At 68.3% G+C, this 13,190-nt stretch carries 15 protein-coding genes; 9 read left to right on the forward strand and 6 right to left on the reverse strand.

Going from position 1 to position 13,190, the window contains the following annotated elements; all coding sequences use genetic code 11:
* The 3 genes from ABW137_RS13640 to ABW137_RS13650 form a co-directional block, all read left to right on the forward strand.
* A partial coding sequence (locus ABW137_RS13640) for an AMP-binding protein (protein WP_526400728.1) occupies nt 1-884 on the forward strand: 884 nt, incomplete at its 5' end.
* Nucleotides 885-968: 84 nt separating this feature from the next.
* Entirely contained in the window at nt 969-1,928 is a 960-nt protein-coding gene (locus tag ABW137_RS13645; RefSeq protein WP_526400730.1) for an o-succinylbenzoate synthase, read from the forward strand.
* 48 nt (nt 1,929-1,976) lie between these two features.
* Nucleotides 1,977-2,585: a TetR/AcrR family transcriptional regulator gene (locus ABW137_RS13650; RefSeq protein WP_526400732.1), complete on the forward strand. Its 609-nt coding sequence runs from the start codon at nt 1,977-1,979 to the stop codon at nt 2,583-2,585.
* 14 nt (nt 2,586-2,599) lie between these two features.
* On the opposite strand, the gene ABW137_RS13655 is transcribed toward ABW137_RS13650, so the two are convergent.
* On the reverse strand, nt 2,600-3,337 hold the full coding sequence (locus ABW137_RS13655; RefSeq protein WP_526400734.1) for an SDR family NAD(P)-dependent oxidoreductase: 738 nt from the start codon (nt 3,335-3,337) through the stop codon (nt 2,600-2,602).
* Nucleotides 3,338-3,491: 154 nt separating this feature from the next.
* On the opposite strand from ABW137_RS13655, the gene ABW137_RS13660 reads away from it, so the two are divergent.
* Genes ABW137_RS13660 through ABW137_RS13670 form a run of 3 tightly spaced genes read left to right on the forward strand, consistent with a single transcriptional unit; the run spans nt 3,492 to nt 6,475 of the window.
* Nucleotides 3,492-4,274 (forward strand): alpha/beta fold hydrolase, encoded by a 783-nt coding sequence (locus ABW137_RS13660; protein ID WP_526400736.1) that lies wholly within the window; start codon nt 3,492-3,494, stop codon nt 4,272-4,274.
* A gap of 12 nt (nt 4,275-4,286) precedes the next feature.
* On the forward strand, nt 4,287-5,921 hold the full coding sequence (gene menD, locus ABW137_RS13665; RefSeq protein WP_526400738.1) for a 2-succinyl-5-enolpyruvyl-6-hydroxy-3-cyclohexene-1-carboxylic-acid synthase: 1,635 nt from the start codon (nt 4,287-4,289) through the stop codon (nt 5,919-5,921).
* 5 nt (nt 5,922-5,926) lie between these two features.
* On the forward strand, nt 5,927-6,475 hold the full coding sequence (locus ABW137_RS13670) for a DUF3592 domain-containing protein (protein WP_526400755.1): 549 nt from the start codon (nt 5,927-5,929) through the stop codon (nt 6,473-6,475).
* Here the strand turns inward: ABW137_RS13670 and ABW137_RS13675 are convergent.
* The gene (locus ABW137_RS13675; RefSeq protein ID WP_526400739.1) at nt 6,436-7,119 is read right to left on the reverse strand and encodes a DsbA family protein; all 684 of its coding nucleotides are present in this window, start codon (nt 7,117-7,119) and stop codon (nt 6,436-6,438) included. The genes ABW137_RS13670 and ABW137_RS13675 overlap by 40 nt on opposite strands.
* A gap of 120 nt (nt 7,120-7,239) precedes the next feature.
* Here ABW137_RS13675 and ABW137_RS13680 point away from each other — a divergent pair, with 120 nt between their 5' ends.
* On the forward strand, nt 7,240-8,370 hold the full coding sequence (locus ABW137_RS13680) for a glycosyltransferase family 4 protein (RefSeq protein ID WP_526400741.1): 1,131 nt from the start codon (nt 7,240-7,242) through the stop codon (nt 8,368-8,370).
* Between the two features lie 39 nt (nt 8,371-8,409).
* On the opposite strand, the gene ABW137_RS13685 is transcribed toward ABW137_RS13680, so the two are convergent.
* Entirely contained in the window at nt 8,410-8,598 is a 189-nt protein-coding gene (locus ABW137_RS13685) for a hypothetical protein (RefSeq protein ID WP_526400743.1), read from the reverse strand.
* On the reverse strand, nt 8,595-9,419 hold the full coding sequence (locus tag ABW137_RS13690) for an SDR family oxidoreductase (protein WP_526400745.1): 825 nt from the start codon (nt 9,417-9,419) through the stop codon (nt 8,595-8,597). Before ABW137_RS13690 ends, ABW137_RS13685 begins: the two co-directional genes overlap by 4 nt.
* Nucleotides 9,420-9,588: 169 nt before the next feature.
* On the opposite strand from ABW137_RS13690, the gene ABW137_RS13695 reads away from it, so the two are divergent.
* Nucleotides 9,589-10,275 (forward strand): demethylmenaquinone methyltransferase, encoded by a 687-nt coding sequence (locus ABW137_RS13695; protein ID WP_526400747.1) that lies wholly within the window; start codon nt 9,589-9,591, stop codon nt 10,273-10,275.
* Nucleotides 10,276-10,333: 58 nt separating this feature from the next.
* Here the strand turns inward: ABW137_RS13695 and ABW137_RS13700 are convergent, their stop codons facing one another.
* Nucleotides 10,334-10,723, reverse strand: coding sequence for a nuclear transport factor 2 family protein (locus ABW137_RS13700; protein WP_526400749.1), 390 nt, complete (start codon nt 10,721-10,723; stop codon nt 10,334-10,336).
* 92 nt (nt 10,724-10,815) lie between these two features.
* On the opposite strand from ABW137_RS13700, the gene ABW137_RS13705 reads away from it, so the two are divergent.
* Nucleotides 10,816-11,391, forward strand: a complete 576-nt coding sequence (locus ABW137_RS13705) for a TetR/AcrR family transcriptional regulator (RefSeq protein ID WP_526400751.1) — start codon at nt 10,816-10,818, stop codon at nt 11,389-11,391.
* A 47-nt stretch (nt 11,392-11,438) separates the two neighbouring features.
* Here ABW137_RS13705 and ABW137_RS13710 read toward each other — a convergent pair.
* On the reverse strand, nt 11,439-13,190 hold a 1,752-nt coding region (locus tag ABW137_RS13710), incomplete at its 5' end, for a helix-turn-helix transcriptional regulator (protein ID WP_526400753.1).

Below are 13,190 nucleotides of genomic sequence, written 5' to 3' on the forward strand. Positions count from 1 at the left end.
TGCACTCCGGGATGCCCAGCATCGTCACGCGCGACGTCGACGGGATGTCGCTGGCCGGGGGCATCCTCAAGGGCGCCAACCGCACCTTCCTGGTGCCCGCCGTGCTGGCGAAGGTGTTGGAGTCCGGGCCGGACGCCGTCAAGTTGTTCAGTGCCTTGAAGACCTACGCCTACGGTGCGTCGCCGATGCCGCTGCCGCTGCTCCGGCAGGCCTTGGAGGCGTGGCCGGACACCGACTTCATCCAAGCCTACGGGCTGACCGAGGTGTGCGGCGTCGTCAGCAGGCTGATGCCCGAGGATCACCGCAACGGCAACGAGGAGCGCTTCGTCAGCGCGGGCAAGGTGGTACCCGGCGCCGAGGTGCGGGTCGTCGACCCCGACACGCTCGACGACGTTCCGCAGGGGGCGCAGGGCGAATTGTGGTTCCGGACCGGTCAATTGATGAAGGGCTACCACAACAAGCCGGAGGCTACGGCCGAGGCGATCACCGAGGACGGCTGGTTCCGCACCGGTGACATCGGCAGGGTCGACGAGGACGGCTACATCTTCGTCGAGGACCGGCTGAAGGACATGATCATCACCGGTGGGGAGAACGTCTACTCCATCGAGGTGGAGCGCGTGCTCGCAGAGCATCCCGCCGTGGCCGAGGTCGCCGTCATCGGCGTGCCCGACGAGAAGTGGGGCGAGGCGGTGAAGGCCGTCGTATCGCTCGAGGGCGAGGCCAGTGAGGCCGACATCATCGCATTCGCTCGCGACCGGCTGGCGGCGTACAAGTGCCCGAAGACCGTCGACGTTCTCGACGAACTGCCGCGCAACCCGACGGGCAAGATCCTGAAGAAGGATCTCCGTCAGCCGCATTGGGAGAAGACCGGCCGCAAGGTCTGAGACCCGCAACGAATGTGAACGTGGCGACGCTCCACCCGAGAAGTGCGTCGTGACGTTCACACTCGGGCACGGCAGGATGGAGAGGTGATCCCGCCGCTGGATGAGCTGCTCGACGGACTTCACGTCGTCGCCCTCCCGATGCGGGTCCGCTTCCGTGGCATCGACGTTCGTGAGGTTGCGCTCTTCGAGGGGCCGCTGGGCTGGGGTGAGTTCGGCGCCTTCCCCGAGTATGGCCCCGCCGAGGCCGCGCACTGGCTGGCGTCGGGTGTCGAGGCTGCCTACGTCGCGCCGCCGACTCCCGTCCGCGACCGCATCCCCATCAACGCCACCGTTCCCGCCGTGCCCGCAGCGCAGGTGCCCGACGTGTTGGCGCGCTTCCCCGGGACCCGGACGGCGAAGGTCAAGGTGGCCGAGTCCGGCCAGACGCTGGCCGACGACGTCGCCAGGGTGAACGCCGTGCGGGGCATCGTTCCGACGGTGCGGGTCGACGCCAACGGTGGCTGGTCGGTGACCGAGGCACGCGCGGCGTGCGAGGCGTTGACGGCCGACGGCGCGCTGGAGTACGTCGAACAGCCCTGTGCGACGGTGCCCGAGTTGGCGGAACTCAGGCGACTGGTCGACGTGCCGATCGCCGCCGACGAGAGCATCCGCAAGGCGGACGACCCGCTGCTGGTGTTCCGGGCCAAGGCGGCCGACGTCGCCGTGCTCAAGGTCGCGCCGCTCGGTGGGGTGCAACGATTTCTCGACATCGGCCGCCAGTGCGACATCTCGGTGGTGGTGTCGAGTGCGTTGGACTCGGCCGTCGGCATGTCGCGAGGGCTGCTCGCGGCGGCGTGCCTGCCTGAGCTGCGACATGCGTGCGGGCTGGGCACGGGCGGGCTCTTCGTCGAGGACGTGGCCGAGCCGACGGTGCTGGTCGACGGTCATCTGCCCGTCGCGCCCGTGGTGCCCGACCCGGCGCGGCTGGCCGGGCTGGCCGCCCCCGCCGCCAGCAGGGACTGGTGGATCGGACGGATCAGGGCCTGCTATCCGCTGATGCGCTGACGCGCAGGGTTTCGTACCCATCGGTGCATAAGCGGTATCGTCGCAGGCATGACGGGTGACGTGAAGGCGCCGATGGGGCGGCCGCGGGCCTTCGACGCCGACGAAGCCCTCGCGGTTGCCATGCGGGTGTTCTGGGAGCAGGGCTACGAGGGGGCCACGCTCACCGACCTGACCGAGGCGATGGGCATCAGCCGCACCAGCATGTACGCGGCATTCGGCAACAAGGAAGATCTGTTCGTGCGGGCCCTGCAGCGCTATACCGAGGGCCCTGCCTCATACGGCGTTCGCGCGCTGCAGGAGCCGACGGCGCGACGGGTGGCTGCGGCGATACTCGCGGGGTCCATTGAAGCCACCGCCAGCGCGGACGGCCCGGCGGGGTGCCTTGGCGTCCAGGGTTCCCTGGCTGCCGGGGCCGCGGGGCGCGAGGTCCGCGACCTGCTGATCGCTTGGCGCAACGAGCCAATCGCGTACTTGCGCAAACGATTTGAACGTGCGGTCGACGAGGGCGATCTGCCCATCGACGCCGATCCCGGAGTGCTTGCGCGGTATGTCGTCACCATGTCCAACGGCATCGCGGTGCAAGCCGCGAGCGGCGCCAGCCCCGAGGAGCTCCGCCAGGTCGCCGACGCCGCCATGCGCAACTGGCCGTCCGCCTGAAACGGCAGTCGGCGTCACATCCTTGCCACGCTGCGCTGCATGGTCTTCGGGGCGATCCGCAACAACGTCGGCAGCAGCCTGACCGGGCCCGGCAGAGCCGTTGGTCGGCGGCGTGCCAACGCCTTGACGGTGGCGGCCGCCACGTCTGCCGGCGGGGTCTTCTTGCCCGTGTGGTTGGCGTTCATGGGCGTATCCGTCGTGGGTGGAAGAAGTTCGAGGACGTGGGTCTTGGTGGGAGCAAGCTGTCGGCGTAGCCCCTCGGCGAAGCCGTGCAATCCCGCCTTCACGGCTCCGTAGGTCGGCGCGCGGGTGGGGGAGACGAGGGCGAAGCCCGACGTGACGAACACGATCGCGGCGATTTCGGGCCAGCGGGTCAACACGTGACCGGTCAGCTCGATGGGCGCCGTCAGGTTGAGGGCGACTTCTTCTTCCAGGCCGCGGGTGGCGTCGGGGTCCGCTGCGAAGTCTCGTTCGATGAAGGTGCCTGCGTTGTTGATCAGGACGTCCAGCCGCCCGAACCGATCGGCGACCGCATCCAGCATCGCGATCCTCGCGTCTGCACTGGTGACGTCGGCTTGAATCGCCAAGGCATCGGGATGTGCTTGGGAGAAGCGCTCCAGTGCGGTCTCCGAGCGACCGCACACCGCTACTTCGTCGCCTTGGGCCAGGAAGGCCTCCGCCAGGCTGAGGCCGATACCTGACGTACCCCCGGTGATCAGTACGACCTGCTCCGATCCGTGGTGCCTGAGCATGGCGAGACATCCTTCCGTCGCTTTCGGTACCGCTCGGTACCAACACCACGCTAGCACTTCTGCACCTTTTGGTACAAAACATCGCAGATGAAGGTGCGCGGTCGCGGGAGCGCACCTGCGCGTGCACAATCCGCACTCCAGTAGGGTCGCTTGGGTGAATTTGGCGTACGACGACCGCGGCTCCGGCGAGCCCGTCCTGTTCATCGCGGGCCGGGGCGGAGCTGGTCGCACGTGGCATCTGCACCAGGTGCCCGCCTTCCAGCGTGCCGGCTACCGCGTCATCACCTTCGACAACCGCGGCATCGGAGCCACCGAGAACGCGCAGGGCTTCACCACCGAGCAAGTGGTCTTCGACACGTCGCGGCTGATCGAGAAGCTCGACGCGGGCCCCGTCCGGATCGTCTCGGTGTCGATGGGCTCGTTCATCGCCCAAGAGCTGATGCTCGCGCGCCCCGACCTGGTGTCGGCGGCGGTGCTGATGGCCACCAGGGGGCGCGAGGACCGCACGCGCGCCTTCTTCAACGCCGCCGAGGAAGAGTTCCTGGAGATGGGCATCGAACTGCCCGCACAGTACGACGCAAAGTCGCGGCTGCTGGAGAGCTTCTCGCCCAAGACCTTGAACGACGAGCAAGCTGTAAGGGACTGGATCGAGATGTTCACGATGTGGCCGACGAAGCCGACGCCGGGCTTCCGCAGCCAGCTCAGGATCAGGCCGGAGGGCAACCGGTTGCCTGCTTACCGGAACATTACGACGCCCGCGCTGGTGATGGGGTTCGCCGACGACGTGGTACTGCCTCCGCACCTCGGCCGCGAGGTCGCCGATGCCCTGCCCAACGGTCGCTACCTGCAGATATCCGACGCCGGGCACTTGGGCTTCATCGAGCGCCCCGACGTGGTGAACGCCGCAGCGCTGGAATTCTTCGGCGCGGGGGTATGACACGCTATATACGTGAACCCCTCGACGACCCAGGCGCGCATAGTCGTCGATGAGCTCGTCCGTGGCGGTGTCCGCGACGTCGTGCTGTGCCCCGGTTCGCGCAATGCGCCGCTGGCCTTCGCCCTCCACGACGCCGACCGCGCCGGCCTGCTGCGGCTTCACGTGCGCATCGACGAGCGCACCGCGGGATTCTTGGCCATCGGCTTGGCCGTCGCGGCCGGGTCGCCGGTATGCGTGGCGATGACGTCGGGGACGGCCGTCGCGAATCTCGGTCCGGCGGTCGTGGAGGCCAACTACGCCCGGGTGCCGTTGATCGTGCTGAGCGCCAACCGGCCCTACGACCTGCTCGGCACCGGCGCCAACCAGACGATGGAGCAGCTCGGGTACTTCGGTACCCAGGTCCGGGCCACCATCAGCCTCGGCCTTGCCGAGGGCGCCACGGAGAAGATGGATTCCCTGAACGCGCAGTGGCGCTCGGCGACGTGTCGAGTTCTGGTGGCCGCCACCGGTTCTCGCACGGGTAACGCTGGACCGGTGCAGTTCGACATCCCGCTGCGCGAGCCGTTGGTCCCCGACGCCGCCGACGCCGGGGAGTATGCCCCTGCGGGGCGCCCCGAGGGGCGGCCGTGGACCTACACCCCGTCGGTGTCGTTCGATCAGCCGCTGGACATCGACGTCACCCCGGACACCGTGGTCATCGCCGGGCACGGTGCGGGTGTGCACCCCAACCTCGCCGAGCTGCCGACCGTCGCCGAGCCGACCGCCCCCGCTGCGGCGAACCCCTTGCATCCGCTGGCCCTGCCTGCGCTGCGGCCACAGCAGGTCATCATGGCCGGTCGTCCGACGCTGCACCGCCCCGTGTCGACGCTGCTGGCCGACCCGTCGTTGCCGGTCTTCGCGCTGACCACCGGACCGCGCTGGCCCGACGTGTCCGGCAATTCGCAGGCCACCGGGACGAGGGCGGTGACGACGGGGACACCCGATCCGGCGTGGTTGCGCGCCTGCGCCGAGGCGAATGCCAACGCCGTCGCCACGGTGCGTGCGCAGTTGCACGCGCATCCGCTGACGACGGGCCTGCACGTGGCGGCGGCGGTCGCCGATGGGCTGCGGCCCGGCGACCAACTGGTGCTCGGGGCCTCGAACCCGGTGCGCGACGCAGCGCTGGTGGGCCTCAACGCCACGGGCATTCAGGTGCGATCCAACCGGGGGGTGGCCGGCATCGACGGCACGGTGTCGACGGCGATCGGTGCCGCGCTGGCGCACGACCGCTCGGGCGGGCGAACCATTGCCCTCATCGGTGACATGACCTTCGTGCACGACAGCTCCGGACTCCTGATCGGCCCCACCGAGCCGACGCCCAAGAGCCTGACCATCGTGGTGTCCAACGACAACGGCGGGGGCATCTTCGAGTTGCTCGAGCAGGGCGACCCACGGTTCTCGGACGTCTCGTCGCGGATCTTCGGTACGCCGCACGACGTCGACGTCGGGGCACTGTGCCGCGCCTACCACGTCGACAGTCGGCAGCTGGAGGTCGACGATCTCGGTGAAGCACTGCGTGAACCCTTCGATGGCATGCGGGTGCTGGAGGTGAAGGCAGACCGTTCGTCGCTGCGGGCTTTGCATGCGTCGATCAGAGCGGCCCTGTGACCGCGCTGACCACTGCGGCCGCCACCGTGATCCGGTGGGCGAGGGCGCTGTGGCAGGGTTTGATCCCGCATCTCTACGGCGAGCCGAATGAGACTCGGCCGCAACGCATCATCCGGTGGCTGCGCATCGCCGTCGTCGTCATCGCCTGCCTGGTCACGTTGCAGTCGGTGCTTCTGGTGTTCGGCGCGTGGCGCAACGATCGTCAGATCGAGGGCAACATGGGCGTCGCCGCGGCCGAGGTGCTCGATGCGGGACCCCGACGGTCCACCATCGAGTTCGTGACGCCCGACCGCGTCACGTACCGACCGGAACTCGGCGTGCTGTATCCGTCGGAACTGGACACCGGGATGCGCATCTACGTCGAGTACGACAAGAGCAATCCCGATCTCGTTCGCGTGCAGGACCGCAACGCGTCACTGGCGATCATTCCGGCGGCGTCGATCGCAGTGGTCGGATGGGTGACGGCGGCCGTCGGGCTCGGGGTGCTGGCCTTGGTCCAACGGCGATTCGACGGTCAGGACGCGATGACCTTGGACAGCCAGTCGTCGTCGTAGACGTCGAGCAGGTCGCCGCTGTTGAGATCGAGAATCGTTGGGGTGCCGGTGTCTACCGGGCTGGCGAAGTACAGCAATCCGAAGTTGGTGTCCTGCATCTCCGTGACGTCGACGGCCGGCTCACCCGATTCGATGGCCGATGCGGGTCCCTCGGGCACTCCGGCTTGGCGCGCCATGTCGGCGAGTTCTCCGTCGCTGGGGTGGTCGGCGCCGGCGTCGTAGTGCTTCCAGACCTCCTCGACGAAGCGCTGGAAGGCGATGGCGTCGGTGCTTGCGTCCCCGGCGGGGGTGGCGGCCGCGAACATGGCGTTGGCCACCCGTTCGGAGTGCAGGTTGGTCGGCGAGTCGAGGAACGTCATCGGCCGGTATATGACGGTGAGCTGTCCGGTGTTGAGGTATCCGCGAATCTGGTCGCCGAAGTCGGCCTGCAGATCGGCGCAGTGGTTGCACTGGGGCTCGGTGTAGATCTCCAATTGGACGGGCGCGTCGGGGAATCCGACTTTGATGCCGAAGCCGTCCTCGACGATTTCGACGGGTGGCTTGTTGGGGTCGGGTTGCGCGGTCCCGCTGATGGCGCGGGAGCAGGCGGTCGATGCGACGAGAAGGCTCGCGAGCAGCGCGACTACGACGAGCGTTCGCCTCATTCGCCCCCCTTGGGTCACTGACCAGACTGCCAGCTTAGACGCGTCGTCCGCCGCAAGCCTTTTGCGTGTCGTATTCCCGCACGCAACCTTCCGGACAGGCGAGGGTGGCACGCTCCCATTGTGCGGGTTGCGATCGTCGCCGAGAGTTTCCTCCCGAATGTCAACGGTGTCACCAATTCGGTGCTTCGGGTGATCGAGCATCTCCGTCGCACGGGGCACGAGGTTTTGGTCATCGCCCCGGACACGCCGCGGGGTGAGGCGCCTGCCGACCGCGTGTACGACGGGGTCCGTGTTCACCGGGTCCCGTCGCGGATGTTCCCCAAGGTGACGTCGTTGCCGCTGGGCATCCCGCGGCCCCGCATCCTTGGCGTGCTGCGGGGGTTCGACCCGGACGTCGTGCACCTGGCTTCGCCCGCGTTGCTCGGGTACGGCGGTCTGCACGCCGCACGGCACCTCGGGGTGCCGACGGTGGCCGTGTTCCAGACCGATGTTGCGGGTTTCGCGGCGAGCTATGGCGTCGGGGTGATGTCGAAGGCGGCCTGGGCCTGGACCAGGCATTTGCACGCCAAGGCCGATCGCACCCTGGCCCCGTCCACGTCGGCAATGGAAAACCTTGTCCAGCACGGTATTCCGAGGGTGCATCACTGGGGCAGGGGAGTGGACGTGACGGGCTTCGTCCCGTCCGCACGGGACGACGGGCTTCGTGCCGGGTGGTCGCCGCAGGGCAGGTCGATCGTCGGCTTCGTGGGTCGGCTGGCGCCGGAGAAGCATGTCGAGCGCCTCGCAGTGCTCGCGAGCCGTGACGACTTGCAGGTGGTGGTCGTCGGTGAGGGAGTGGACCGGGCCAAACTCCAATCCCTCATGCCGTCAGCAGTTTTCACCGGTGCGCTGTACGGTTCCGAGCTCGCGAGGGCGTACGCCAGCATGGACGTATTCGTGCATGCCGGCGAGCACGAGACGTTCTGTCAGGCGGTCCAGGAGGCGATGGCTTCGGGGCTTCCGGTAGTGGCGCCCGACGCCGGCGGACCGCGTGATCTGGTGGCGCCGATGCACACCGGACTTCTGTTGCCCGTCAACGAATTCGAGGCCAAACTGCCAGGGGCGGTCGCCCATCTGCTGGCCGAACGGCAGCGCTATTCGCTTGCCGCGCGGCGTAGCGTTCTGGCCCGCACCTGGCCCGCGGTGTGCGATCAGTTGCTGGGGCACTACGACGCTGTGGTCGGCGAGCGCCGCGGGCGCGCGGCGGCTTGACTGGCCTCGTCGCCACGGAGCAGTGTCGTGCTCAGTCCGCTACGGCGAGAGGTCCGAGAACGTCATGATGAAGCCGATGAGGGCCACCATCGCCGCTGCGGCGTAGATGCCGATCGACAGCAATCCGTCGATCGACGACGCCAGCCAGCAGGAGAGGAACGCGGCCGCCAGAAGGCACGCGCCGTACAACGCAGTGCGTTGCCGATGATTTTCGCGTGCGGTGCTCATCCTTGGGCCAACTCTGCGACGGGCTGCCACTCTTCCCACGTCTTGAGGCGGTTCTCGTAGTCGGCCTTGGCCAACTGAATCGGCAGGGCGCCGAAGAAGACTCGCAGCGGTGGCTTCTCGGCGTCGACCACCTTGAGAATCGCGGCGGCCGAGGCCGTCGGGTCACCTTGTTTGGCGGTCCGCTGTTCGCGGATCTTTTGCGCGGTGGCGTGTGCCTCGGCGTAGTCGGGGAGTTCGGCGGCGTGCTTGGCCGAAGGGCCAGCCCAGTCGGTCGAGAAGCCGCCGGGCTCGATCAGGGTGACGTGCACGCCGAACGACTCGACTTCCTGTGCCAGCGCCTGGGAGAAGCCTTCCAACGCCCACTTGGATGCGTGGTAGATGCCGACGTTCTGGAACGCGGTGATGCCGCCGATGGAGGACACCTGAATGAGGTGGCCGCTGCGCTGCGCCCGCAGGTACGGCAGCGCGGCTTGGGTGATCCACAGCGCGCCGAACACGTTGGTCTCGATCTGGTCGCGAGCTTCCTTCTCGGACAGTTCTTCGATGAAGCCGAACTGTCCGTAGCCGGCGTTGTTGACGACGATGTCGAGCCGCCCGAAGTGGTCGTGGGCCTGCTTGACCGCGGCGAAGTCAGCCTCGCGGTCGGTCACGTCCAGGGGGATGGGGAGCAGGGCGTCGCCGTACTTGGCGACGAGATCGTCCAGGCTGGCGGTGTCGCGCGCCGTGGCAGCGACCTTGTCGCCGCGCTCCAGGGCGGCGATCGCCCACTCGCGGCCGAAGCCGCGGGATGTCCCGGTGATGAACCACACCTTTTCGGCCATGCTTGTCTCCCTCGTCAATTCGGCTGGCGCCACTGCTGGCAAATCTTCGGGACATACCGGGTGTCCCAGCACATTTGCGTCCGCTCGCGCGTTGCCTTCTGGGTGATACCAACGCTTTGACGGGCTACCCATTCCCGCCGCGGGTATATCCACAGGTAGCGTCAACTGCGTGAACCGGGCGTCGTTGGAGAAGGATCCCCGCGAGGTGGCGTCGATGTTCGACGCCGTCGCGCGTCGGTACGACCTCACGAACACGGTGCTCTCGCTCGGTCAGGATCGGGCGTGGCGACGAGCGACCAGGTCAGCCCTGGAGATCGGACCCGGCGACGCCGTGCTCGACCTGGCGGCGGGTACGGCCGTGTCGACGGTGGAGCTGGGCCAGTCCGGCGCCTGGTGTGTGGCGGCCGACTTCTCGGTGGGCATGCTGGCGGCGGGCGCGGCCCGGTTGGTGCCCAAGGTGGCCGGCGACGCGACGAAGCTGCCGTTCGCCGACGGGGTATTCGATGCGGTGACGATCAGCTTCGGGTTGCGCAACGTGGTCGACCACGTCGAGGGCCTTCGCGAGATGGCCCGGGTGACGCGGCCCGGCGGCAGGCTGGTGGTGTGTGAGTTCTCCACGCCGACGAACAGGCTGTTCGGCACGGCCTACAAGGAGTATCTGATGAAGGCGCTTCCGTCGGTGGCCCGCGCGGTGTCGAGCAATCCCGACGCCTACGTGTACCTCGCCGAGTCGATCCGCGCGTGGCCCGACCAGGCTGAGCTTGCGGGCCGGATTGCCGACGCGGGCTGGTCGGCGGTGCGCTGGCGAAACCTCACGGGCGGCATCGTCGCCCTCCACGCGGCGGTCAGACCGTAGCGTCGAGCCGGCCGGGCACGGTGGCGTAGCGGTCGGAAAGCCCACTGGCGCTCTACGGTTAGAGCCCGACGAGGGGATTCCAGTACTCCCGGTACCCCGCCATCAGTCCGTCGACCAGGGTCACGACGACGGCGTAGGTCATCTCGTACGGTGCGCCCGTCGCCTTGATCTGGCCGCTCGCCGTCCACTCGATGACGGCTGTGGCCGGGTCCACGGTCTGGTGGGCGCGGAGGATGGCGACATCCTCGAACTCGACTTGACCCGGGACCTCTTGCAAGTACTGCTCGACTGCCGCCTTGCCCTCGACGCGGCGCGGCAGGCCTTCCGGTGCGAACGGGAATTCGAGCACGATGTCGTCGTGGGCGTACGCCAACCACCCGTCGGCGCGGTGTGCAGTGAACGCCTTGGTCGCCGCGGTGAACACCTCGATTGGAGTGGTGTCTGGCATGGGGATCTCCTCGTCGGTTAACATCCGGACCAACGGTCCGATTACCTAGACGACCATACGGACCGACGGTCCGTTTATGCAAGGGGGGGCGAGTGGCAGAACGCGCCGACGCTGCGCGCAACCGGCAGGCGGTCCTCGAGGCGACGGGCCGACTGTTCGACGACGGCGCCGACCCGGGGGGCGTGTCGATGGACGACATCGCCCGCGCCGCCGGGGTGGGCAAGGGCACGCTGTTCCGACGGTTCGGCGACCGCGTCACCCTCCTGCGCGCCGTGTACGACGCCCGGCTGGCCGATCTGCGGTCGGCCATCGAAACGGGCGGTCCGCCGTTGGGGCCGTCGGCGCCGCCCGCGGACCGCATCCCGGCGCTGCTCGAGGCGATAGTCGACTTCAAGCTCGACAACCGGCGCCTGGCGCTCGCGCTCGAACAGGATCAGTCCGGCGGTATTTCGACGTTGTACAAATCTCCCCACTACGTGGCAACCCACCAGCTGCTGGCCCAGCTCCTCGCGGGCGTGGTCGGGGCCGACGACTCCGGGTGGATCGCCTACGCACTGCTGGCCGCCACGCGCATCGATCTGGTGGACCACCTCGTCACAGCCGACGGCGTGTCGCGTGAACGATTGCGGGAGGATCTGCGCCGCTTCGTCGAGCGCGTACTCGACTGAACCGCGACGGTCTCGTCGTCAGGACGGCGGCGGAGAGTCGCGCTGAGCTAACGGGGGCCAGGGGATTCGACGGGGGCCAACTTCGCGGCCAGCTGGGCGCGCGACCGGATGCCCAGCTTCCGGTAGATCTGGGAGAGATTCGATTCGACGGTCTTGGGGCTGATGAAGAGGACGGCCGCGACGTCGCGGTTCGTCATGCCCGAGATCGCCAACTCCGCGATCCGCAGCTCGGTCGCCGAGAGCATGGTCTTTCGCGTCGTTCCGACGGTGGTGCGGTCCAGCTCCTCGCGGGCACGGGTGGCCCACAGCGCGGCCCCCATCCGCTCGAACTCGGCCAACGCCTGCCCCAGCGTCTCGGCGGCGGGCTGCTTGAGCCGCAGTCGGCGCTGCAGCTGCCCTAGCAAGAGGAGGGTGCGGGCCCGCTCGAACGGCATCGGCAGGCGGTCGTGCTCCGTCATCGCCGCTGTGACGGCAGCCATCGCCTGCTCGACGTCGCCCTTCGCTGCCCACCACATGCCGCGACACCGCGCACTGGTGGCCAGCATCCACGGCCGATCGAGCCGACGACCGTCGTTCTCCAGTTTCTCGATCAGGGGTTCCGCCTCCGCGATCTGGCCTGCGGCGATCAGGGCCTCAACGGCGTCGGGCACGTAGTCGAGGTTTCTGATCTCGCTGCCGGGCAGCAGCGCGAACGCGTCGATGAGCGGCTGCAGAGTGGTCAGTGCGTCCGAGTAGTTCGCCATCGACACGTCGATGAAGCCGAGCAGTGTCATCGCCCGGAGCGCGAGCTGAGGCGTGCCGCACTCGATGGAGATCGCCATCGCCGCGCGGGCGTCTTCTCGGGCGGCGTCAACCCGCCCGAGATGTGCCGCCACGGTGGCGCGGCTGGTCAGCGCGACACCTCGAACGTGTTGGGTGTCGATGTGGACGGCGCGCTCCATCGCCTCGTCGGCAACCACTGCGGCCGCTGCGAAGTCGCCGCGCCAGACCTCGACGAGGGTGCTGTGCGCCGCGACCGCCATCACGTCGTACTCGGCTCCACGATCGAGGTAGAGCTGTCGAACGGCGACGGCTCCCCGCCGGGCTTCGTCGAGTTGGCCGGTGAACGCCTGGGTGATCATCCTGATCGCGCAGGCCCGGAACTGAATGGGAACGTCGGCGGAGAGGTCCTCCAGCTCGACGGCGCGCTGCAGGCTCGCCTCGTCGACGCCGTCGCCGCGCATGCACTTGGCCAGGACCGACATGGCGAGCACCTGGCTGGTCAACTCGGGCATGGACAGGAGGCGGGTCTGTTCCAGCGCCTCGTCGGCGCGCTTCACGGAGTCGTCCAACTTGCCCAGGTAGAGGGACGCGAACGACGACAGGAGCAGGCTGCGCACCGTCAGCACGGGGTCGTCCGCCGCGTCGCTCAACGCGCGGTTCAGCAGTTCGACCGCATCGAACAAGCTGTCGTCATAGATCCGTATCGCCGCAAGCAAGTTCAGGGCACGCGCGCGCAACGGCGCTGGCGGCAGTTCGTCGACGGTCGACTTGAGCAGTTCCTTGGCGCGTTCGGAGTTTCCAGCGCGGAAGTGGTGTTCGGCGGCTTGGATCCGGCGTGACGGTCGATCCCCGCCGAGGTTGATGGCCAGATCGACGAGTTCGGCTGCGGTGGCGGGCGCGCCGCGGGCCCGCGCGACGACCGCAGCGGTATCGAGGGCCTCCAGGGTTTCGGGGTCGGCGCTCGGCGATGCCAGGGCGAGGTGGCGGGCCCGTAGTTCGGGGTGCTCGATCAGTCCGGCCAGGGTGCGATGCATCTG

Source organism: Mycobacterium sp., from assembly GCF_040509115.1.
Lineage (GTDB): Bacteria > Actinomycetota > Actinomycetes > Mycobacteriales > Mycobacteriaceae > Mycobacterium.

Excerpts from the sequence above, each read along its gene's own strand:
- ABW137_RS13650 (WP_526400732.1), top strand. The coding sequence starts at position 1,977 with ATGACGGGTGACGTGAAGGCGCCGATGGGGCGGCCGCGGGCCTTCGAC.
- ABW137_RS13655 (WP_526400734.1), bottom strand. The coding sequence starts at position 3,337 with ATGCTCAGGCACCACGGATCGGAGCAGGTCGTACTGATCACCGGGGGT.
- ABW137_RS13675 (WP_526400739.1), bottom strand. The coding sequence starts at position 7,119 with ATGAGGCGAACGCTCGTCGTAGTCGCGCTGCTCGCGAGCCTTCTCGTC.
- ABW137_RS13685 (WP_526400743.1), bottom strand. The coding sequence starts at position 8,598 with ATGAGCACCGCACGCGAAAATCATCGGCAACGCACTGCGTTGTACGGC.
- ABW137_RS13690 (WP_526400745.1), bottom strand. The coding sequence starts at position 9,419 with ATGGCCGAAAAGGTGTGGTTCATCACCGGGACATCCCGCGGCTTCGGC.
- ABW137_RS13700 (WP_526400749.1), bottom strand. The coding sequence starts at position 10,723 with ATGCCAGACACCACTCCAATCGAGGTGTTCACCGCGGCGACCAAGGCG.